The sequence below is a fragment of the Enterococcus sp. GPZ-007 genome (assembly GCF_059374735.1).
This window is the reverse complement of record NZ_JCAFYN010000014.1, coordinates 13,824-36,023: the sequence shown is the minus strand read 5'-3', so window position 1 is coordinate 36,023 and position 22,200 is coordinate 13,824. Positions and strand designations below refer to the sequence as shown.

22 protein-coding genes are annotated in these 22,200 nt (G+C 38.9%); 3 read left to right on the top strand and 19 right to left on the bottom strand.

Annotation, left to right across the window (positions count from 1 at the left end):
• Positions 1 to 197: 197 nt before the first annotated feature.
• The 6 genes from asnB to pbp4 all read right to left on the bottom strand — a co-directional run bounded on the left by asnB (position 198) and on the right by pbp4 (position 7,988).
• Positions 198 to 2,078 (bottom strand): asparagine synthase (glutamine-hydrolyzing), encoded by a 1,881-nt coding sequence (gene asnB / locus AC4J95_RS09260; protein WP_494549633.1) that lies wholly within the window; start codon positions 2,076 to 2,078, stop codon positions 198 to 200.
• 308 nt (positions 2,079 to 2,386) lie between these two features.
• The gene (locus tag AC4J95_RS09255; RefSeq protein WP_494549632.1) at positions 2,387 to 3,418 is read right to left on the bottom strand and encodes a hypothetical protein; all 1,032 of its coding nucleotides are present in this window, start codon (positions 3,416 to 3,418) and stop codon (positions 2,387 to 2,389) included.
• Positions 3,419 to 4,267 (bottom strand): hypothetical protein, encoded by an 849-nt coding sequence (locus AC4J95_RS09250; RefSeq protein WP_494549631.1) that lies wholly within the window; start codon positions 4,265 to 4,267, stop codon positions 3,419 to 3,421.
• A 219-nt stretch (positions 4,268 to 4,486) separates the two neighbouring features.
• Complete coding sequence (locus AC4J95_RS09245) at positions 4,487 to 5,524, bottom strand: DUF1002 domain-containing protein (protein ID WP_494549630.1); 1,038 nt, start codon at positions 5,522 to 5,524, stop codon at positions 4,487 to 4,489.
• 201 nt (positions 5,525 to 5,725) lie between these two features.
• Positions 5,726 to 5,908 carry a hypothetical protein gene (locus AC4J95_RS09240; protein WP_316403639.1) on the bottom strand — a complete coding sequence of 61 codons (183 nt, stop codon included), beginning with the start codon at positions 5,906 to 5,908 and terminating at the stop codon, positions 5,726 to 5,728.
• Positions 5,909 to 5,963: 55 nt separating this feature from the next.
• Positions 5,964 to 7,988, bottom strand: a complete 2,025-nt coding sequence (pbp4, locus tag AC4J95_RS09235; RefSeq protein WP_494549629.1) for a penicillin-binding protein PBP4(5) — start codon at positions 7,986 to 7,988, stop codon at positions 5,964 to 5,966.
• 66 nt (positions 7,989 to 8,054) lie between these two features.
• Between pbp4 and AC4J95_RS09230 the strand changes: the two genes are divergently transcribed.
• The gene (locus tag AC4J95_RS09230) at positions 8,055 to 8,597 is read left to right on the top strand and encodes a guanylate kinase (protein WP_494549628.1); all 543 of its coding nucleotides are present in this window, start codon (positions 8,055 to 8,057) and stop codon (positions 8,595 to 8,597) included.
• Here AC4J95_RS09230 and AC4J95_RS09225 read toward each other — a convergent pair.
• From AC4J95_RS09225 to AC4J95_RS09200, 6 genes are all read right to left on the bottom strand, one after another.
• Positions 8,577 to 9,236, bottom strand: coding sequence for a GNAT family N-acetyltransferase (locus AC4J95_RS09225; protein WP_494549627.1), 660 nt, complete (start codon positions 9,234 to 9,236; stop codon positions 8,577 to 8,579). The two genes, AC4J95_RS09230 and AC4J95_RS09225, sit on opposite strands and share 21 nt — an antisense overlap.
• The gene (locus AC4J95_RS09220; protein WP_494549626.1) at positions 9,226 to 10,137 is read right to left on the bottom strand and encodes a sce7725 family protein; all 912 of its coding nucleotides are present in this window, start codon (positions 10,135 to 10,137) and stop codon (positions 9,226 to 9,228) included. Before AC4J95_RS09220 ends, AC4J95_RS09225 begins: the two co-directional genes overlap by 11 nt.
• A gap of 4 nt (positions 10,138 to 10,141) precedes the next feature.
• Positions 10,142 to 10,828: a hypothetical protein gene (locus AC4J95_RS09215; RefSeq protein ID WP_494549625.1), complete on the bottom strand. Its 687-nt coding sequence runs from the start codon at positions 10,826 to 10,828 to the stop codon at positions 10,142 to 10,144.
• Positions 10,829 to 10,902: 74 nt separating this feature from the next.
• The gene (locus AC4J95_RS09210; protein ID WP_494549624.1) at positions 10,903 to 12,228 is read right to left on the bottom strand and encodes a dihydrolipoyl dehydrogenase family protein; all 1,326 of its coding nucleotides are present in this window, start codon (positions 12,226 to 12,228) and stop codon (positions 10,903 to 10,905) included.
• A 2-nt stretch (positions 12,229 to 12,230) separates the two neighbouring features.
• Positions 12,231 to 13,184 carry an ABC transporter ATP-binding protein gene (locus AC4J95_RS09205; RefSeq protein WP_494549623.1) on the bottom strand — a complete coding sequence of 318 codons (954 nt, stop codon included), beginning with the start codon at positions 13,182 to 13,184 and terminating at the stop codon, positions 12,231 to 12,233.
• On the bottom strand, positions 13,185 to 14,720 hold the full coding sequence (locus AC4J95_RS09200; RefSeq protein ID WP_494549622.1) for an ABC transporter permease/substrate-binding protein: 1,536 nt from the start codon (positions 14,718 to 14,720) through the stop codon (positions 13,185 to 13,187). It lies immediately after the preceding gene.
• A 245-nt stretch (positions 14,721 to 14,965) separates the two neighbouring features.
• Here AC4J95_RS09200 and AC4J95_RS09195 point away from each other — a divergent pair, with 245 nt between their 5' ends.
• Positions 14,966 to 15,532 (top strand): hypothetical protein, encoded by a 567-nt coding sequence (locus AC4J95_RS09195; RefSeq protein ID WP_494549621.1) that lies wholly within the window; start codon positions 14,966 to 14,968, stop codon positions 15,530 to 15,532.
• 40 nt (positions 15,533 to 15,572) lie between these two features.
• Here AC4J95_RS09195 and AC4J95_RS09190 read toward each other — a convergent pair whose 3' ends face one another.
• The 6 genes from AC4J95_RS09190 to AC4J95_RS09165 all read right to left on the bottom strand — a co-directional run bounded on the left by AC4J95_RS09190 (position 15,573) and on the right by AC4J95_RS09165 (position 18,848).
• Positions 15,573 to 15,875 (bottom strand): YciI family protein, encoded by a 303-nt coding sequence (locus AC4J95_RS09190; protein WP_494549620.1) that lies wholly within the window; start codon positions 15,873 to 15,875, stop codon positions 15,573 to 15,575.
• Positions 15,876 to 15,890: 15 nt separating this feature from the next.
• Positions 15,891 to 16,190, bottom strand: a complete 300-nt coding sequence (locus AC4J95_RS09185; protein ID WP_494549619.1) for a YciI family protein — start codon at positions 16,188 to 16,190, stop codon at positions 15,891 to 15,893.
• Positions 16,190 to 17,110 carry a helix-turn-helix transcriptional regulator gene (locus tag AC4J95_RS09180; protein WP_494549618.1) on the bottom strand — a complete coding sequence of 307 codons (921 nt, stop codon included), beginning with the start codon at positions 17,108 to 17,110 and terminating at the stop codon, positions 16,190 to 16,192. The genes AC4J95_RS09185 and AC4J95_RS09180 overlap by 1 nt, the downstream gene beginning before the upstream one ends.
• A 112-nt stretch (positions 17,111 to 17,222) precedes the next feature.
• Positions 17,223 to 17,432 (bottom strand): hypothetical protein, encoded by a 210-nt coding sequence (locus AC4J95_RS09175; RefSeq protein WP_494549617.1) that lies wholly within the window; start codon positions 17,430 to 17,432, stop codon positions 17,223 to 17,225.
• Positions 17,433 to 17,509: 77 nt separating this feature from the next.
• Positions 17,510 to 17,851: a metal-sulfur cluster assembly factor gene (locus AC4J95_RS09170; protein ID WP_494549616.1), complete on the bottom strand. Its 342-nt coding sequence runs from the start codon at positions 17,849 to 17,851 to the stop codon at positions 17,510 to 17,512.
• 97 nt (positions 17,852 to 17,948) lie between these two features.
• Positions 17,949 to 18,848 (bottom strand): YitT family protein, encoded by a 900-nt coding sequence (locus AC4J95_RS09165; protein ID WP_316403653.1) that lies wholly within the window; start codon positions 18,846 to 18,848, stop codon positions 17,949 to 17,951.
• 214 nt (positions 18,849 to 19,062) lie between these two features.
• On the opposite strand from AC4J95_RS09165, the gene AC4J95_RS09160 reads away from it, so the two are divergent.
• On the top strand, positions 19,063 to 19,554 hold the full coding sequence (locus AC4J95_RS09160; RefSeq protein ID WP_494549615.1) for a YajQ family cyclic di-GMP-binding protein: 492 nt from the start codon (positions 19,063 to 19,065) through the stop codon (positions 19,552 to 19,554).
• A 148-nt stretch (positions 19,555 to 19,702) separates the two neighbouring features.
• Here AC4J95_RS09160 and AC4J95_RS09155 read toward each other — a convergent pair whose 3' ends face one another.
• On the bottom strand, positions 19,703 to 22,048 hold the full coding sequence (locus AC4J95_RS09155) for a helicase C-terminal domain-containing protein (RefSeq protein WP_494549614.1): 2,346 nt from the start codon (positions 22,046 to 22,048) through the stop codon (positions 19,703 to 19,705).
• Positions 22,049 to 22,200: the final 152 nt, after the last annotated feature.

Sequence of the window (22,200 nt, the reverse complement as noted above, 5' to 3'; positions counted from 1 at the left end):
TGACTTCGAATTCATCAGCTTTGATAGGTATCATCTAATTTGGCATGCGAAATAAACCTGTGTTTACAGTCCATTTTCGCTATCTAGTTACTCCAAATTAAATATCTACACTCACCAAGACACCTCATAATTTTTGTTAAGTTTCCTTAGTAATAGTCTAACGTGACCTTTTACATTTGTCAATTCTAAATAAAATTTTACGCGATCGTGGCTGGTACTGGTTTTACCCCATCATTGATAAAGTAAACTTGGTACCAAGTCAAGAAGGTATAAATTGTCCAAATTTTACGACGACCATCGACTGCTCCCGCAAAGTTATCATCCAATAGTTTTACGATCTTCTCTTGATCAAAGAATTCGTTGACGAAATCTTGCGTGAATACATCACGAACAATCTGATAAAATTTCTCTTCGCGCAACCAATCTTTGATCGGCACTGGGAAGCCAAGTTTTTCACGGTTATACCATTCTTCAGGTAAATGCCGTGCTGCAGCTTGACGGAATGCAAATTTCGTATTTTCTGCATTAATCAAATATTTGGTAGGAACGATTTCAGATACCTTCATCATTTCCTTGTCTAACAATGGTACACGAACTTCTAATGAATTAGCCATTGCTAATTTATCAGCCTTCAATAGGATATCTTTCGGCATCCATTGATGCATATCCAAATATTGCATTTTTTTGATTTCAGACATATCCTGAACTTTTTCATAATGGACATCTACAATATCTTTGATCGTAGGACTCTGTTGAAATTCAGGCTGCAGATAATCAACAGCTTCATCTTCTTCAAAGACTTTTGCCTGTCCGATAAAGAATTCTTCTGCTGGAGCCAATGAAGTATACAAATGCAAGGCTCCTTTGAAGGTTTTACCCTTCAAACCTTTTGCGATTGAATAACGCATATTTTTGGGCAGTTTTTTCAAACCTTCGGCAACAACTTTAACAGCTTTTGATTTTGTATTCATACCATAGGCTTGATAGCCGGCAAATAATTCGTCAGCCCCCTCACCACTTAGTGCGACACGTACATCCCGGCTGGCAAGTTCAGTTAAGAAATATAGCGGAACACATGAAGGGTTTGAATCCGGCTCATCTAAGTGATATTGGATCAATGGGAAGTATTCAAAAGCTTCGTCTCCAGTAACCACACGAGAGGTATTGTTCAAGTCGATCAAATCGGCTAGTTTCTTCGCTTCAATTGATTCATTATAAGTTTTATCGCCAAAGCCGATCGAGTAAGAATGCTCAGGACGCAATACGGCTGTAACATAACTAGAATCAACCCCTGATGATAAGAATGAACCGACTTCAACATCAGCGATCCGATGAGCTTCGACTGATTTCACTACAGTATCATCAATCAAGTCGACCGTTTCTTCCAGCGTCATAGTTGTTTCTTGTTCTTTTACATCCCAGTATTGTTGGATGTCTAATTTGCCATCTTTGTAGGTAAAGTAATGTCCCTCTTTAATGCGGTACACATTTTTAAAGAATGTTTCGTCTAAGGCTGAATATTGGAAAGTCATATATGGTTTCAATGCTTCCTTATTCAATTCTTTGACAAAATTTGGGTGTTGCAGAAAACTCTTGATTTCCGAACCATACATAAAAGTACCGTTCATCATTGTATAATAAAGCGGCTTGATTCCAAAATGGTCACGAGCGCCGAATAATTCTTGTTTTTTTGTATCCCAGATTACAAATGCGAACATCCCACGGATTTTTTGTAATAAGTCAAGGCCGTATTCTTCATAGCCATGCAATAGTACTTCAGTATCCGCATGAGTGGTGAAAATATGCCCCTTAGCGATCAAATCTTCACGAATGGTTTGGTAATTATATATTTCTCCGTTAAAGGTAATAATTTTGGTACCATCTTCATTCTTGATTGGTTGCGTTCCACCTTCTAGGTCAATGATACTCAAACGACGAAAGCCTAAAGCAGCTCCCTCATCAATAAATTGTCCTGCACTATTAGGTCCGCGATGTACAATCGTATCCATCATATTTTTAACAATTTGTTCTTTTTGCGTTGTATTTGAACGGTCAATAAATCCTACTATTCCACACACAATCTCTACCCTCTTTCAAACATGGTAAACTTGATACTTCTTTCATATCAACTTTCAAAGTATATCATAGGATTTGCGGAGTTTCACGAGTGAACGTGATTTCCTACAAAAAAAGCTTGAAAAATTAATTTTTTTCAAAGAGAACAGCGTATGAAATGTATATTCCCAAGACATGAAGAGTGAGTTTTTTAAGTAAAACTACATCTGGAATACACGTATTCGGTCGATAAATATTTTGCAGTATTCAGCTTCAAGAAAACAACACCTGTTTACCAAGTAGCTTTGGTGCAACAGGTGTTGTTTCATAATTAATCATTAGTAATCGTTAGCGGCACTAAGAAAGGGTATGTGCCAAAGAACTCGATCAGCGATCTATTTTTGCGATCTGTATTCAATTTCAAGCTGCTGGATTCATCTTTAGAACTTTGTTCGATCGTCACCGTCTGATTACCATCTAAAGCGACCAGATAGCTGTTTTCTCCGACTTTCTTGAAGTCGTAATTGTCATTATTCATTGTCGTAATAAAGATTTTGTCCAATACATCGATTGGTGTTTTGTGATGAAGGTCTACTGACAGGTCTAAAGGCTTGCTGTTGTCCAGAAGGTTGTCATCAAAATCAAACCCTAACTCCTTCATGTGGGCCATCACGTCATTCATTTCACGACTGAACATAGAATTTTGACCGCTAGTATAGATATGCTTATTATAGCAATCCTTAAGCAAGGTTAAAACGGCGTCGTTCAGAACTGTTACAGTCATCGATTCTGGATAGACTTCCATCAGTTTGATCTTTTCATTACGGAATTTACCATCTGAGGTTGGCATCATGAAACTAAAATTAATGACATTCGCACTTGTTAATCGATAAGAAAGGTTAAAATGTTTGCTTTCCCAAGTAGAAAAATCATTCGTTGAAAGATGCAACCCGTAGTTTTCTAGCGGTTTGATCAATTCAAATGTAAAATATTCCAGCAAAGCTCCTTTTGCGATGGCGGAGATTGAAAACTCTTCATCAACAAAAATTTTCTTAAAGTAATCCAGCAATGTTGGAAAATCAGATTCCATCAAAACTTTTCTAAATTTCAGATCAGCAATCTCTTTTTCGGCATCCTCAATCAAGCGCAGCAGATCTTGATAATTTTCATTCCGATTATCATAGTAGGTTAGTGAAGGATCACTGACTGGTTTAGCTGATGGTACCGCCTTAAAAGTTTCAATTGATTCTTCCATTGGTTCTTCGGGGTGAAGAATTTCTTTTTCGCGAATGTTTAAACTTGGTTCTTCTGACTCGACCAGTGCATCGTAGATTTGATTGATTTTGTTCTTCTCTTCGGTCATTTACTCCGCCCCCCTGTTTAAAAAATCCTTGATAAAAATCTCAAGTGCGGCATCCATTTCTTCTAAACCGCCGAACCTTTTTTTGATCAAGCGCAATTCCTTCAATGCAACTGCTTGCTCTAACTCAAGACTGGCAATTTTACTTTCTAAAGCAATTTTTTGTGATTCGCCAGACAACTGATCCCCAACAAAAGGTGTCCATTCATTACGTTGTTTCTTCAGCTCTTTCAACTTACCGTCAATCACTTCGACTTCTTCTTCGATTTTTTTGCGGTTCATAAAAGTTTTCGTTTCTTCCAAATCCGCCTTCAGCTTTTCTTGATGAGCGATTTTTCCATTTATTTCCCGCAATTCCGATTGAGCCGCAATCGTCTTCGCATCAAAATTATCTTGCTGGTCTTGCAGCTCTGATAATTTTTCTTTATATTCGCCTTTTATGACCCTTTCCCATTGATCACGAATTTCAGGTAATATTTTTATAGTTGGTTGTGTCGCATCCACCTGCAATACCGAACGTTCGCGGTAATAGCTACCGATTTGGTAATTGATTAGAATTGGTGAAATGATATCCCGCATGATCATAAATGGGAACGTCCTTTGAATTTCTTGATCCAATTTGCTTGTCAAAAAATTATCGATTTCGTGATTCGCATTGCTGGATTGTTGGATTGAAGCGGGCAATTCATTCCAATAGATCTGGTACACGTCGCCCATACGCTCTTCCTTCATTGCTTCTTCCAACCGTTTGATCTGCCCCATCAACCCACCTAACACATCAGAAGCAGATTCCTTCACTGAATCAAATGATGTTTCAGTATGAAGTTCTTCCTGTTTTTCTGGAGTCTCCATCTAAGACCCTCCTTCATTTTAATAGTTAACTATATAATAAATATTACCATAATTATTATTGATCTTACTCTTGGAAAGATAAAAATATTATCATATCTCCTTGAGAATTAGACACCACTCCTCTATTTTACCCCAGTGGAGTCATAATGATAAGCATAAACTGTTGGAGGAAGTAAAAAAAGATTGTGTCTATCTGAAAATATGACACAATCTTTTTGATTAATTTGTTAATCCGCTAAAAAAGTCTTTAACTTGCTGCCATAAGTTTGCAAAAAATCCTTGATTCTCTTCTAAAGTACCTTTCAGTGAATCACCGAATTTTCCTAATTGATCGGATACTTTATTGACAGTTCCCTTGAAGTCGCTGCTGATTTTGTCTAGCTGCTCAATAGATTCTTTGTCTAATACACCATCAGTCGTTTGATACTGTTGTGCTAAGGTAACTAATTTACTGATATCATCTTTTGTAACATATTGTGATAAATTATTTTTTTCCAATGCGTCGTTAACAATTTTTTCGACGTCATCTTTAGTTGCCAATTCTCCTTGTTTTTCTTTGAGATCAGCTAACTCTTTCTTAATATCAACCAACGTTTGATTCAATTGCGCTTTATATGCTTCATCTGCTTTTTCTTTTTCACTGTCAGACAAGTTTTGATTTTGGCTCTGTTCATTCGCTTTATTGACAACCGATTGCGAAACATCTGATGTCGTATCAAGTTCAGTTTGAGCTAATTGTGCTCGCTCTGGATCGACAGTTTCACCATTTGATTCAAAAGCTTTATAAACACCAGTCAAAGCACTTTCACCTGTTACTTTTACGACACTGGCCACCTTCACTGTTGCATCAGTAATACCGGCAGTAACTAAAGGATTTTTGTATTGATCAGCAGTGATTTGGGTAATATTTTGTGGTGTCAGAATTTTAACATTGATCCCTTTTCCCTGATCTTCGCGATTCACCACGACAGAACTCAACATAACACTGTCATCACCGCTGCCGTAGCCTAAGTATTTTACCAAGTCAGCGCCAGTCGCTTTTTCCATCTTTACACTGTCTTGATTGATTCCTAATTTATTCATGGTTTCATCTAGTTGTGTTTGATTCAAGCCAGTTCCGGCGACAAACGTCGGCTTCCCCCACCGTTCGTTGATTGCTCCGTCCTCTGAATCAGCATGAGCGTTCGTACTGCTCAGCAATCCAGCTCCTAGTGCCAGACCTAATCCTGTTAGTAAAATGTATTTATGAAATTTCATAATATTGCCTCCTGTTTCTTGATATCCTCATTTTAGCCGATTTGGGTTCTTTTGCTAACTCAGAACACTTTTGCTTAACTATTTATTTACTAAACTTAGAATCTCTTAAGCTTTTTCTCGGTCTTAAGTTGGAGGTAAAAATTGGTCTTCTATGGTTTAAAAAAACTTCCCAACAAATTCTGTTGAGAAGTTCAAATACAACTATTTTTCTTTGGTCGTAAAATGAATCTTATCTTGATCGTCGCGTTCCAAGTAAGTCGTTTCCTTCAAATAACTGAAATGCAATTCTTTGATACTGGAATCTTCCAGCATCGTTTCGTAGCCTTCAAAAATAGCCCGAATGTATTGTTTGTATGCTTGTTTTTTTCGTTGTCGCTTGTTCATAAGACACCGTCCTTCTTGGTTATATTACCAAGCAACGGCTTTTCAGACAAGTATTTTATTGATACGTTTGATTCAAGTAGGTTAACAAGTCTTTCGATAGGTCAGTTGCTGAAGTTCCCTCTGGCTTATTTTCAAGGAATTCAACGACTGAATAATTTTGCTTTTCTGTGTCGAAAGCATATAAAAAACTATTTTCTTGCCCTTTTTCATCTTGTTTTTGTTTGATTTCTGCCGTTCCTGTTTTGGCAGCAAGTGGGATATTTAAAGCTGCTAAACTGTGAGCAGTACCGTTTTCGTCACTAACCACCGCCTGCATGTCATTAGCGACCGTTTCCGCTGAGCTTGTTTTGATTACTTCTTTTTTGTCCTTTGTCTCTTTGTCTGCGATCAGTTTAGGATAAACCATCGTTCCCTTATTTGGAAAAACTGAATAAGCGGTAATTTGCTGAATTGGACTCAATAGCAATTGCCCTTGCCCATAGCCTGTATCCGCTAATAGGATCTCGGAATTAAAACTCTTTTCATTTGAGATCTGCGACTTATTCATTGCGATCGGCAAATCAAAATCTTTTCCAAATTCGAATTTATCTAGACCCGCACGGAAAGTTTTTTCTCCCATTTTCAACGTCTCTTGAGCCATATAGATGTTGTCCGAATAGACTAATGCTGTCCGTAAATTGACAGGACTGACATCAGATACCCGCGTAACTTGATAGGAGCCCCATGAACTGTCTTTTTGCCATTTTAAACCATTGATTGCTAATTCTTCATCCGGATTCAAGGTGCCCGAGTCTAAACCAATTGCTGCTGTGATGGTTTTAAAGGTTGAACCAGGCGCATAACCTGTAGCGAAACGGCTCATGAAAGGCTGATTTTTATCGTTATTATAGGAATCATAATCTGATTGACTGATGCCGTTAGTCATTTTATTCGGATCAAAGCTTGGTGAACTAGCAGCTACTAACAAATCACCCGTTTTCGGTGCCATGACGACGCTGGACCCAGCCTGACCGTTCAATCCGTTATAAGCGATTTGCTGCGCGCGACTATCTATTGTTAATTTGACGTTTTCGCCATCTTTTTTTTCGATTTTTTGTAATACTTTCTTCTCATTGCCTTCACTGTCAGTGACTGCTAATGAGCCGCCATCTTTTCCTCGTAATTGTTTGTCTAAAGCCATCTCTAAGCCGCTGCGCCCAATCAAGCTGTCGCTTGCGAGATCATCATTCTTCTTCATATCTTCAGCAGTTACTTTACCCACATACCCAATCAATTGTGCCGCTGCTTCTTTTAATGGATAAGTCCGACCGGTTGTCTCTTTAACTTCTAAACCATCTGGCATATCTTTTGGAGCATCCGCTGTGGTCTTTAGTGGAACAAAGAAATCATCTTGTACCCAACCTTGTGTTAAAGCTGCTTCAATATCTTTAGTAGTAATGTCTAAGCTTTTAGCAATTGCCTCGATTTTTGCTGTACGATCATTTCCAGTACCAAGATTTTTCGGTACGATTCCTGACTGGTAGACTGTTCCGTTGGCTGCTATCGCCTGCCCATTACGATCAAGGATTTCCCCTCGTGTTGCTGGGTCCACTGAATAATTAATCTTATCCTTTCCAGACATGCCTGGAAAAATCAGATTTGGTTTCCAGTTAATCTCCTTGCCACCGTTTGTTAAAGTACCAGAATATTTTTGATTTTTTAATTGTCCAAAACCAGTGTTTATCGATAATTCATATGAAAATTGATACTGATCGTCTTTTTTCTCAACACTCAAATTTTTCATCTTGATATTTGATGCGCTGATACCGGAAAAGATTGATTGATATTTTTCTACGACTTGTTTACTTGTATAGCCACTATCTTTGATTGAGTCGGCATTTAAATTCTTTGGCAGCTGTTGATACTTGCCTTTTTCCAAACTCTTAACAAACGCGGATACTGTTGCTTCTCCTTGTTTTCTTTCTTGACTTGCTTGATAGGCGCGTACACCAAAGAAACCGGCGACAGCCAAAATGATAATACCGATAATAATAATCGGCAGTTTATTTGTTTGTTTTTTATTCCGTGTACTTCTCTCCATATAGGGTCCCCTCCCTAGCATCTTTTGTCCTCTTTCTTTATACTATAAAAAAGGACGTGATTAACTATGAATCATTGCTACTTATTCATTGGCCCGAGCGGTTCAGGAAAAACTAGTTTAGCTGAGAAAGCCTTTACTCCTGACCAAAAAATCATTTCTTATACGACACGTGCTCCACGCGATGGTGAGAAACACGGGCGTGACTACTTCTTTATCTCAAAAAAAGAATTCAAACAGATGGTGAATCGTGATCAATTCGCCGAATATGATGTGTATGATAACCATTTTTATGGCATTGCTAAAGAAACATTACAAGAAGCATTAGCCGCTGGCGATTGTTATGACCCAATCACAACAACAGGTTTTATTAATTTGTACCGTCTATTTGGTGATCAAATGGTACCTATCTGGATCAATATCTCACAAGAAACCATGATCGCACGTCTTGAAAAAAGAGCGACTGTTGAAGAGCTAGATCGACGACTAGCGATTTTTCAAGAAGACCAAGATAGTCTTGCTCGATTGAAAAAGTTTCCTAATCTAATCGAAATCAATGGCGAAGCATCATTAGATGACATGCTGGATCAGTTACGCCAAGCGCTGAATTAGCTGAAATGCTTTGCGTTCTCCATGTTCGAATGGGAAATGGATCATTCCGCAATACGTGAATCCGAGCTTATCGATTAATGAGAGCATCGGTTTGTTAGCTGGATATGTATCAATTCGAATGTCTTCAAAGCCTAGTGCTTGTGATTGCTTGATTGCTGCGGTCAATAACGCTTTACCCAAGCCGATCCCGCGATATTTTTGACTGACTGCCACATGATGCAAGGACACGTAAGGTTGGTCACCTTGCCATTTGCCCTCAATGGCTTCATAAACGGGATCTTTACCCGCAATCAATGCTGCGGTTCCAACAATCTCGCCTTTCAAAGTCAGTACATAGCTGGCTTTTTTTCGCATATCTTCACGAATCACTCCCTCATGAGGTTCATGCCCATCTTGCCATTGCGGTGATCCTTGTTCTTTTAAATATTGTTTCGCTTCGTTGACTATGACTCCGATGGCTGGTACGTCTTCTAACGTTGTTAAGCGAAAATCAAAATCTTGTCCCTTTAAATCACTAATCTTCGCCTCTTTGCCAAAAGATAAAAGACCTTCAGCATCTTTTTTACCCATTATACCGCCTAAGAGCTCTCCCATTTGCTTGGATTGTCTGACGATAAAATCTTCATCTTCATACCCCATTGTTTTTCCATCCTCTCTGCCAATGATCACCTTGTTCTAAAAAGGCACCAAGCAATTCTAAATGATGTGCTAGTGACCATTTTTTGATTGTTCCCAACCCAGGAAACTTTTTACTTTCCCGATAGTGTAATAACTCCTCTAAACCAAGTGTCAGTAGTAACTGATCTTGATTGCGGGAATACCATTCAAATAATTTTTCTAATGCCTCGAAAAATTTACCTCCTTGATCTTTTGCACTTTCATTATTGTCAGACACAAAATGTTTGATCCTTAAATTAAGATACGCATCAAAATAACTGATATGAATTGCGATTGCACGACTGGGACCACCTTTATCAAAATAACGACTACCTTCAATCGTGTAATCGCTAAAACCCTTTGATTTAGAATCTAAATAAAGGTGTTCGTCGCTATAAAAATCATCCATCTTTTCAGCATAATTGGCAACATTTTTTTTCATCTGAAAAGCTTCTCTGAGTAAAATTTTATTTGGTACATCTAAAATTCTAAATCTTCCTTGATCTGGGATAATGGATATATCAGCATCTTTGATATGTAACTGTTCCTGCTTTCGCGGAGAATGAGCATTGAATAAATAGAGATCTGCTAAAAATGGATTATCTCTGGTAATGATCTCTGCAGGCTTTACACTCGATCCTGAACTTAACTGCCACTCGAAACGTTTTTCAGCAAAAAGTTTTGCTGTACCTACCTGAGGATTTGTGATCAAATAACAATGATAATTATTTTGATCGAAGAGCTCGATCGTTTTTTTCAATGTCGCTGAATCTCGAACGGGTTCAATAATAGGGCGGATTCTTTCTGACCAGCGTGCTTCTTTGATCAAAGTATTTACCGCTAGCAAGTCGAATTGTTTGCCTCTTAGATATGGATAATACATAGCCTCACTCCAATGGTTCAGTTGGTCGACGTCGGACCTGTCTCTGTTGACGTAAAAACTCATAATCCTGTTCCAATGCCCGCAATTCTTCTTCCAAGCTTTCAATTCTAGCGGATTGGACATCTTCTATAAAACGCCGGTAATAATTATTTTCTTGCAAACTATCCTTTTCGTCCAAACGTTTGCGCAATTCTTTATAGAGCTGCTCTGTTGAGAAGAAACTCGGACCGTATGACATCCGTTTCGCCTTTTGAACCTCACGAAATAATGAGGCCATAAACCGTTGTGTTAAAGCGGTCTCTTCAACTTGAAGTTCTCTTCTCAATGGCTTTTTCGCGATGAAAAATGTTCCATTGGCTGGTAGATCCTCAGCCTGTGAATAAGGTCGATACACTAATACACCTATGTCACTGGGAATATCAGCTGATACTTTTCCATACAATTCTTCTGTCAAAACAAAATAATTATAATGACCAATAAAAGAAAGCTTAGCCTTCGAATAAAAATCAGCTTTGGTTACTTTTAGTTCATAGCAGCGCCATTCAGTAGAATTTGGTTTAAAAAAACAAGCCAAAGTATCAACGATGCCTTGTTCTTCAGGCATTGTGACTTCTTCTACGACGATTCCGCCAAGTTCGATACAATAATAATATAGAGCTTTTTCGATTTCTTGTGTTAGTGTTGTTTTCATTTTCTCACCATGGGAACGTATTTTCGTAAACTTTAGCATAATTGTATAAAAAAAAACAGAGGTTGCCCTCTGTTTTAAATAAAATATGAAAGATCACTGGCGGGACTCGGATACGCAAAGATATATTTCTCTACTTCTTCGTGAGTCATCTTCTTCGTCAGGATGATCAAAAGATAATTGATAACTTCATCAGCGAGCTGGCTTAAGCAAGTGATTGCGGCGATTTTATCTTCTTCATCATAAATAAATTTGATTTTTGCTCCTTGGTCATTAATTCGATGATACGTATACCAGCTAGAAAGTTCCATCGTTTGTGAATGATATTTTTCCGGATGGGCAGCAAGCTCTCTTTCACTCACACCGATCCTAGCTAACCGTTGATCGCCAAACACGATTGTTGGAATCATTGGATACTCTATTTCTTCTGATTCACCATCCATAGCTTTTACCACATAACCGGCTTCAAAACCTGCCACTGGTGTCAATTTAGGTTGGCTTTTTGCGACTACATCCCCACAGGCGAAAATATTTTGTTGTGACGTACGCAAATGATCGTCAACGCTTATTCCACGTTTGTCAAAGTTGACGCCAGCCTTCTCCAAATTCAATCCTTCGACATTAGGGACTCGACCGGTTGCGCCAATCACCATATCTACCGTTAATTCAATATTTTCTCCAGTAATACGATATTGTGGATGCAGCAACTCCACTGCTTTCGTGTTCACATTAAAATGAAATTGAATACCGTCTGACTTCATATGTTCAACTAAATCAGTCACTAAATCTTGATCGAATTCTTTCAATGGACGATCGTTATGATGGATAATGTGTACTTCTGAACCAGCAGCACTAGCAATTACCGCTAATTCAAAAGCGATATACCCCGCTCCGATAAAAGCAATCTTCTTAGGCAAATGCTCTAATTCCAAAAAGTCCGTACTACTTTGCAGCTGGTCTTGCCCGTCGATTGGCAATACTGAAGGACGCTGTCCAGTTGCAATCAAGAATTGATCCGCCGCTAAGTTTTGATCATCCACAACAATCTGATTGGCATCAATAAAGCTAGCTTGGCCTTGATAACGATCAATTTCTGCAGCATCTAGTCCATCCTTAGTATTTTGTGGAACACTATCGGTATAGCTTCGCTTGAAAGTCATCAAATCTTCCCAAACGATTTTTGGAGCTTTTTCAAAGCCCTTGCCGATCATCGTTTCGATCCGTTTTTGGGCTTCTACCCCGCTCATCAACATTTTCTTGGGGTCACAGCCGCGATTTGGACAAGTACCGCCCCATAAATCCGACTCGATGATTGCTACATTTTTCCCCTGTTCCTTTAAACCATAGGCCGCGGAATTTCCGGCTGGTCCGCTGCCGATCACGATTGCATCATATTTTTTCAATGTTACCCCTCCTGACTTAAGTAACGGAAGACATCGCTCCGGTTGATGATGCCGATAACTTTCCCGTCCTGTTTCATGGCAAATGCATCATGCTCAGCCAATAGATCAAAAACTTCACTCAAACTTGTATCTACCTCTAAGGTCAACAATGCTGAATCCGCAGTTTCTGATTTTTGATAGTAACCGCCATTATATAAGGTCTCCAGCGTTTGAGTATAGACTTCATCTGTAGTTTCGTCGAAGAATTCTTCAACAAATTTGTTTGCAGGATGTTTTTGGATTTCTTCCGGTGTATCACATTGAATCAACTTTCCTTCGTGCATCACGGCTATGCGGCTGCCGATCTTCATAGCTTCTTTCATATTGTGCGTGACAAAGATAACCGTATTGCCCAATTTTTGATGAAGCTCTAAGACAAGGTCCTGCAAGCTAGCACGAGAAATTGGGTCTAAAGCGCTGAATGGTTCATCCATCAATACAATATCTGGCTCTGAAGCGAGTGCACGAATAATTCCAATTCGCTGCTGTTGTCCGCCAGAGAGTTCGCTAGGCATCCGATCTCTGAATTGTTCTGGATCCATGTCTACTTCCTTCAACAATTCATCTACACGTTTGTTGCGTCGTTCCTTATCCCAACCCAGCATATCAGGGATTACCTCTATGTTTTCCTTGACACTCATTGTTGGGAATAATGCGATCTGTTGTAGCACATAACCGATCTGCCAGCGCAGCTTTTGGATATTATAATCTTTGATTCGTTTTTCCTTAAAGTATAGATTGCCGTCCGTTGGTTCGATCAAGCCATTGATCATTTTCAACGAAGTAGTTTTGCCACTTCCAGAAGGACCAACTAGAACAAAAATCTCACCTTTGCGAACTTGAAAGTTCAAATCTTTTAAGACAACATTTCCTTCGAACTCTTTACTAACATCTTTAAATTCAATAATTGGTTCCATCTATTTCTCCTCCCCAATGATCTTTTCTTTCACTAAGAAGTCATGAGCAACTTTTGCTGGCTGTTCTTTCTCCACGTTAACCAGATAGTTCATTTCGATCATTTGATCTTCTGTGATTTTTCCAGCCAAACGATTCAAGGCTTTGACAATATTTGGATGCTTGTCGGCAAATTCCTTCTTCATCAAAGGTGCACCTTGGTACGGAGGAAAGAGATGCTGATCGTCTTCTAGCGTCACTAAGTCATATTGTTTAATCTCGCTATCGGTCGAATAAGCATCAATCACATCGACATCCCCATTATTGATAGCTTGGTACCGCAACGCTGGTTCCATACTTTGAACCGAGCTTAATTTCACACCATACTTATCTTGAATCCCGCGATAGCCATCTTGACGATCGATGAATTCAAGAGTAAAGCCGGCTTTCAATTGATCTTGCTGTCCTTGTAATTGAGAAATTTTTGTGATACCCCGTTTTTCAACTTCGTTTTTCTTCATTGCTAAAGCATAGGTATTTTCATAATCCATCGGTTTTAGCAAGCGCATATCAAATTGCGCATCTAATAATTTATTCGCCTCTTGATAGGTTTTCTCTGGTGACAAATCATCGGGTGTATTTTTCGGAACTTTAACCAAACTTTCTAGTACGGTTCCAGTAAACTCAGGATAGATATCGATCTGATCGCTCTTCACGGCACTAAACAAGAAGCTTGTTTTCCCAAAATTCGGCTTTAGTTCGACATTAATCGACGAATCTTCATCCTTGATGACCTCTTTGTACATATTGATCAAAATATCTGGCTCTGAACCTAGCTTTCCTGCGATCGTTACTGTTTCAGTACCCATCGGATTATTCTGAGCAAAGAAAATACCGCCGATACTTAGACAGATTATTCCTAGCGCAATTAATGTGACCTTCCCGCTACGATTTTGTAGAAAACGGATCAACGTACTAAAAATAATTGCCAGCAATGCTGAACTGATCGCACCGATTAAGGTCAAGTTGGGATCGTTCCGATCGATTCCTAACAAAATAAATGTACCTAGCCCGCCAGCTCCAATTAAAGCGGCTAATGTCGCAGTACCAATAATCAATACTAACGCTGTCCGAACACCAGAAATAATCACTGGCATAGCCATCGGTAATTCAACGCGCATTAGTTTTCTCATTCGGGACATTCCAAATGCATCGGCAGCTTCTTCGATTGATGGATCAATCTCGGCTAATCCAATATAAGTATTTTGGAAAATTGGTAATAGCGCATAGACCACTAAGGCAATCAGCGCTGGGACAGTACCAATACCTACAAAAGGAATTAATAATCCCAGTAAAGCTAACGAAGGGATCGTCTGCAAAATACTTGTAATCTGCAAAACAACCTCGGCTAATTTTTTCCGTTGACTTAATAATATCGCTAGCGGAATTGCGATCACTATGGCAATCAGTAAGGCGCTCAAAGAAATTGCTAAATGTTCAAAGATCGCCGATAATAAATCGACTTTTCTTTCACTAAATGTATTAATTAATTCATTCATAAAAAATCCTCTCAAAATTATGACTTATTCTCAGTATAACTTAATCAAAAAAGTAGACAAAAAGATCGGCTCGTATAAAAAGTAGTATAATGATGAATAGATTATCCGATAAAATCGACACTTATAGAAATTCTTCTTTAGCGCAAGTCTTTCCTACATCAGGTCGACAGTTGTTATTTTATATAGGATTGAAACTGACTCAAGTTCGTATTCTAAAAAAAACAAAAACGAAAGCAGGAAAATTGATGAAAACAATCGACGATTTAAAAAAAATTCAACGCGAGGACAAAAGCAACACGTACTCATATTTAAATTCTCACCATTATAATTGGTTCAAAGCGATTGATTTGAATTTGCTAAATAGTGACGGCTTTACTAATTATTTCTCGCGTATGAAACAAAATGAACCAGACGTATTTGAGGCAGTACAAGAAAAAGTTTTGAACGCAACCATCACAGCCTTTCAGCAAGACCTCTCTGATTCAGATAGTTTTGTTTTGGTGACTGCGGCATGGGCAAATGGGTTCGTACCTGAAAAAGCTGCTTCTGCCCTACAGGATTTTGATCGGTATTTGACTAATTACACTATTCAAAAAGACCCGTTGATCGGGATCAATCAAATGAACGCTGACTTCAATCAAGTATTGCTACAGCATCTGCCAAAAGTACGCCGTCAGGACTTACGCTTAATCTATCGATTGCTCCTATTGAAAGAAGCTTCATCAAATGAGATTGGCACAGAATTAGAATCGTTAAACGAACCGACCAGAAGAAGAACTGAAGCTATGATGAAACTGTTCCAAGGTCTTTAAAGCAAAAAGAAACGACCACCCAACCGTCGTTTCTTTTTTATTACTTCTCTGTTGGCATAACCATTACATACCACTGCTTTAACTCATAACGATATACCCCGCCCTGAAACACCGGATCAGCCTCCGAAATCGCCTTCGCTTCAGCTAAATTTTCCGCTTCAAAAATGATCATCGCGCCATCAATCTCCTCATTGGCCATATCACCAAATACTCCTGCTGTTAAGTAGCGTTCTTCTGAAAGCTTCTTCAAATATGCGGCAGAATCCATCGCTACTTGTTCGCTAACCTCGCCTTCTCCAGTCCGATAATCGGTTCGCACGAAAAGCATACTTCCTTCTTTCATTTTATTTCCCCTCTCCTATAGTAAATAATTATTTTCTTTATTAGCAACTTGCAACCTATGAAGTTCATAAGTAGCATACCTTGCGACAATCAAAGGCTCTTTTTGACAAATCGCCTCTGCTTCTTCATAGCTTTTTGCCTTGAGAATGAACATTCCGGCCATTCCAGGAAATCCCTTAAATGCTCCAGCTAGCTCAATGTTCCCCGCTTCGTCCAGCTTCCGCAGATTTTCGACATGCTCTGTCACTCCTGCTTTATTCAATCGACGGTACTCTTTTGTTTTCTTGATCATCATGACAAACAACCATTCTTCCATTAGTCTTCCTCCCTTTTTATGTACTGATGCGCGATTTTATTTGCACGTTTTTTTAATTCAATCCGGGCTGCAGCTGGTTCGAGTACTTCAACATACGTCCCAAACGAAAGCAACCGATGATAGGTCCATTCGTTTAAAGGATACTGAACAGTCACTAAGTAGCTTCCATCAGGACAACGTTCAACCTGATCCTCGTGAAATTCATCGAATAATCGGTAAGACATCTCAGCAGCAATAAGTAATTTGAAAGATACAAATTCAATAGTATAAGTTGATTCATCCAACGAAAAATCCTCTGATAGTATTCGTTCAAAATGTGCATTCGTGACATTGAGCCTTTTCATACGAGATAAACGAAAAACCCTGATTGCTTTATTCGTGTGGCAATAACCCACGATATACCATGCGTGTGATTTGAAAATCAAACGCAGCGGATCAATCATTCGTTCAGAGCGCTGCAGCTCAGAATTGAAATACTCAAAAGTCAGTACATACTTTTCGGTAATGGCTCGGCGTAATTCTGAGATCGTGATTTTCTCATCGTCGCTGCTGCCCCAGTGACTAAAATCAATTTCCAGCCAGTCATTGATTAATGGCTGATCAAAAAGGGCACCGATTTTATTTAAAGCCTGTTCAGCATCCGGATAATTTGAAGCCTGAAGAATTTGCAGACCTTGATAAATCTGGACTTGCTCATCATTCGTCAGAAAAGACTTATTTAGAGCATATCCATCCATCAATGAAATACCACCACCAGTTCCTTTCTTTGAAATAATCGGGATTCCGGCCAAAGTCAGCGTCGTGATATCCCGATAAATGATGCGAGTCGAAACACTGAAGTAATCCGCCAGCTCTTTTGCAGTGACCTGTTTACGGCTAACGATATAAAAGATCATTTGCACCAACCGTTCGATCTGCATATCTTTCCTTCCTTTCTTCCAAAACTATATCAATGCTAATGGGACAATAAGCTGTCATATTAAAAAAGAAAAAACAGATGCAAAACACATTTTTTATGTTCTGCATCTGTTTTTAAGACAATCTAGTAATTTCTCGCTCAATCAAAGCAAGTGAAAGTCTCAGAGCCTTCACTCGTTCCCGCGATAAGGTAATTTGAGCCTTCATGTTTCGCCCAGCGGCTTGCTTCTCCTCTAGCGAAATAATTGCCTGCTCAATTTTATGCAATGTTGAAGCCAATGATTTCTTTGCGGCTAGATAATCTACTAGTTGATAATCTTCCATCTTAGTCTCGCTCCTTTACTCGATTATAACAAAAACAGTCTCCTCTTTAAAAAAGAGGAGACAGATTCTTTGTTAAATTAACGTATTCCTAAAGCAATTCGTGCGTAACGGCTCATTTTATCCGTTGTCCATGCGGGATACCATACGAGCTTCACTTCTACATTCGTTACCTCTGGAATCTCAGACAATGCTGATTGGATATTGTCTGTTAAGATGTCTGCTAACGGACAGCCCATAGTGGTCAAGGTCATCTTGATCACAGTGTTCCCACTTTGTTCGAAGTCAACTTCGTAAATCAAACCAAGGTTGACGATATCAATACCTAACTCTGGGTCAATAACTGACTCTAAAGCGGTCAAAATAGTTTCTTTGATTTCTGCTACTTCTGCATCGGTCCATTTTTGTGTGTTCTCTTCCACCTGCTCCACTCCCTTTCGAGTTTCAAGATGTATTTTACTCTATCTCAAGGCTTTTGTAAATGAGAATTGAAACCCATTTATTCTCATTTAAGAATCCTTATTTATTATTTTGTGAATTTTTTATTTGTAGTTGTTCGTCGTGAGTCAAGAAAGTCCCTACTACAGAATCAGTTGCCACGATATTTGTAAATGAGTGTGGATCTACATCCGCTACCACTTGTTTCAGCGTATATAATTCATAGCGAGTGAAAACGATCATGATCATTTCTCGTTCACTAGAACTAAATCCTCCACGTGCCTGGATGACTGTCATTCCTCGAAGCAGTTCGTTGCTCAGGGCTGCTCGCATTTCGACGCTTTTATCTGTAGTAACAAAGGCAGTCATTTTCTGATGGCTAGTATGAACATAATCAACAACAGTACTCATAGTAAATATCGTAATAATCGTATATAAGGCGCTTTCCCAAGTAAAGAAGAAACCTGCCACCACTACAATCACACCATTTAAGAGCATCATATAATTTCCGACTGTTCGACCAGTCGTTTTGGATAATAGTAAGGATACGATGTCTAAGCCGCCTGTAGTAAAACCAAACTTCAAAGAAAACCCTGCTCCGATGCCCAGTAATACACCACCAGTAATGGCATTCATCAAAACATTATCTGTTACTTGACCAACAGGCACTAGGGTCGTGAAAACTGACATTGAGATGACGTTGGCAAAACTTAAAATCATGGCAGATTTTCCTAATTTAATGAATCCTAAGATAAATACCGGAACGTTCAGAAGAAAGATCAAAATCCCGGTATCAATGGATAAACCAGTATTTGACAGTAAATGCTCAACGATTTGAGCAATTCCGGTCATCCCGGCTGAAAAAACATTTGCTGGAATCAAGAAATAGTTCAAGCCGACCGCGCCAGTCAGCCCGGTAAATAAAATGACAAGGATTTTTTTCGTCAAATCCTTAGATGTATAATTGATAACCTTCTGCATCCGATAATTCCTCCTTTAATTCAAACCTATAATAGAGTAACAGGTTCACTCAGCAATAATCAATCGTTTTCAATAATTGATTGGAGAATAATCATAGCTTTCTTAGCGTTTTTTGATAAACTATAAGAAAGGGATCAGAATGTCGGTTCAACGTTGTAATTGCTCCGGTTGAACAATGCTGATATTTGGATCGAATTGAATAAGGAGGGTGTCTATGGCAAAGGATGCAAGCTTTGATATCGTTTCAGAACTGAATAAAGAGGAAGTCAAAAATGGTGTGCAAATTGCCCTAAAGGAATTAAAAAATCGTTTTGATTTTAAAGGAAGCCTATTTGATATCAAGTTAGAGGGAAATCAACTGGTGGTTAAGGCTGAGGATGAATATAAAGTTGAGCAAGTCAAGGATGTTTTGTTCGGCAAGTTGATCAAGCGTGGGGTCCCGCTAAAGAATATCCAATTTTCTGATTCTGAACATGCGCTAGGTGGAAATGCCCGTCAAACCGCAGAATTAGTAAATGGCATTGATAAAGAAAGTGCCAAAAAGATTACAACAGCGATTAAAAACAGCAAAATCAAAGTGAAAGCTCAGATTCAAGAAGATCGCCTACGAGTTACGGGGAAAAGCCGCGATGATTTACAGCAAGTAATCGCGTTAGTAAAGAATATCGATTTACCCATTGATGTTCAATTTATAAATTATCGTTAAAAAAAGCCGACAGAAAATGTCGGCTTTTAGTTTGATCTCTTCTAGGGCTGTTTATGTGCTAATTACTTTAATAAAGATGTCTTATAAATATTTTATATGCGATATTTTAATTTTGTTTTTTCGTGATAAAAACTCTCGTTTAGCCATTTTACCTATTTTTCGATTGCCAAAAATCCTGTGCTGTTCTTTCAACTTCTTCTGCACCGTAGACAACTTTGCGATCCGACCAACTAATCGGTAGCAGGTTTTGATAATGTGGATTCGTGTAGCGCTGATCTAACAATAAGATGATCCCTCGATCTTCCATCGTTCGGATCACTCGACCGGCAGCTTGGATGACTTTGTTCATCCCCGGCAGCTGATAAGCGTAACTAAATCCCTGGTTGCGTTTTTCATCATAATACTCTTTGATCAATTCTTGTTCATGATTGATTTGCGGTAAGCCTACACCAACAACGACTGTACCAATTAAGCGTTCGCCAACTAAATCAATGCCTTCTGAAAAAATCCCCCCCAGTACACAAAACCCGATCAACGTTTTATCGGGTTGATCCACAAAAGCGGCTAAAAATTCTTCTCTTTCCGTCTCATTTAATTTTGATCCTTGAATCTGGATCGCATAATCTGGATAAACATCATGAAAATAATCTGCGACCTGATCCAAATACTGGAATGATGGGAAGAAAACCAGATAATTCCCTGTCTTAGTTTTTACAAGGCGTTCAATCGATGCTGCAATTTTTGGGATGCTCTGGGTTCGTTTTTGATAGGTCGTCTGAATACTGGCATCTACTAAAACTAACCGATTTTCATTCGGGAAAGGGCTTGGCAAACGATAAGTCAAGCTATCTTCTCCCCCGCCTAAAACTTCCTGATAATAATCCAAAGGAGAAAAACTAGCTGAGAATAGAATACTACTTCCAACCTTCTCCATCGTTTGTTCTAAAAACCATGCTGGATCGATGCAATACTCTTTGACAATCAGATCATAACTTTTATGCTCAACTGTCGTTTCATAATGATCATCATAAAACTCACTCATCCGTGTAAAGCGAATAATCTCAAAATAGACTGGCAGCATCTTTTGTTGAGCCGGATGATCAGGATGTTCTGCCAACCATTCTTTGATCTGTTCCTGCAATTTGAACAAACTGTTGATCAAGCTTTCCGGGGCTGCTTTTTGATGAAGATAGGCTTCTCCATCTAATGCTTGATGGATCAATTCAAACTCATTGTCGACTCGAGTAAACGCACGATTCAGTTTTTTGAAGGATTTGTCTAATTCCTTCTGCATCTGAGTGATATTCTCTCTGGAAATACTGGCAGAATACATCTCTTTTGATCGATTGACTAAATTGTGGGATTCGTCAACTAAGACTAGATTCGTTTTGTTTTCTTCTTCAAAAAAACGGCGTAAATAAACAGTGGGATCAAATAAGTAGTTATAATCACCAACAACTAAATCACAGAATCGGCTCACGTCCAAGGACAGTTCAAAAGGACATAGTTCGTGTTTTCGGGCGTATTCTTCAATCACTGGTCGCGTATACTGATCATCATTATTCAACATATCCCAAAGACCATCGTTCACCCGATCGTAAAACCCTTTCGCAAAAGGGCAATGCTCTGGTGTACAATTACGTTCTGTTAAAAAACAAATTTTATCCTTTGCTGTTAAGGTGACACTTTTAACTCGCGCTTCTTTTTTCGTTATCTTCGTAACTGTTTCTTCAGCAACCTGTCGCGTGATCGTTTTAGCGGTCAGATAAAAAATGCGCTCCCCTAGTCCTTCTCCCATCGCCTTGAATGCAGGAAAAAGTGTCGACATGGTCTTACCTGTCCCAGTAGGTGCCTCAACGTATAGCTTTTGCTGTGCATGAATCGTTTTATAGACTGCCGCAGCCAACTCTCTTTGTCCAGCCCGATACGTATTAAAAGGAAATGCTAAAGCTTTTAATGAATCGTTCCGAGTTTCTCGCCATTGTAGCTGGAAGACTAACCAGTTTTCATACTGTTCGATCAAATCGTTAAAAAAATCAGTCAACTCTGCAAAGGTAAACGTACGAACCTGACGTGTGATTTTTTCTTCAGTAGTTTGAAAATAAGTCAAACGAGTACCGATTTCTGTTAATTCTTCTTGCTCACTGTAGATATAGGCATAAACCATCGCTTGATAAAAATATAAATCAATGATTCCTGCCTCAAGTTCCTCAAAAGGTGTTTCCGACGTTTTAATTTCGTCGATGTAGACTCTATCTTCTTCTATATAAATACCATCAGCTCGCCCTTCAATTTGAACGACTGTTTCCGCAATCTCGATCGGCTTCTTCAACCAAACTTCTTTTTGATACCCTTCTCCTGCTTCTTTTTGCAATTTACGGTGAATCCGTGCGCCTTCTTGAGGTGTATGATTGCTGTTTTTTCCTTCATCAATACTTCCGCTTCGTAAAATAAATTCTACTAGTTCACGAATCGCAATTTTTTTGACTGCCATTTTGCCACCTCGTTCTTTGCTTCATTGTAGGATGTTAAAATCATTGCGCTGTTTCACCATAGAAGATTTTCTGGCCTTCGTCAAGTTTTATTCGTCTATAATTTCTCCTTCTTATCGATGAAGTCATTTTGACAAATGCTGATTCGAAACAT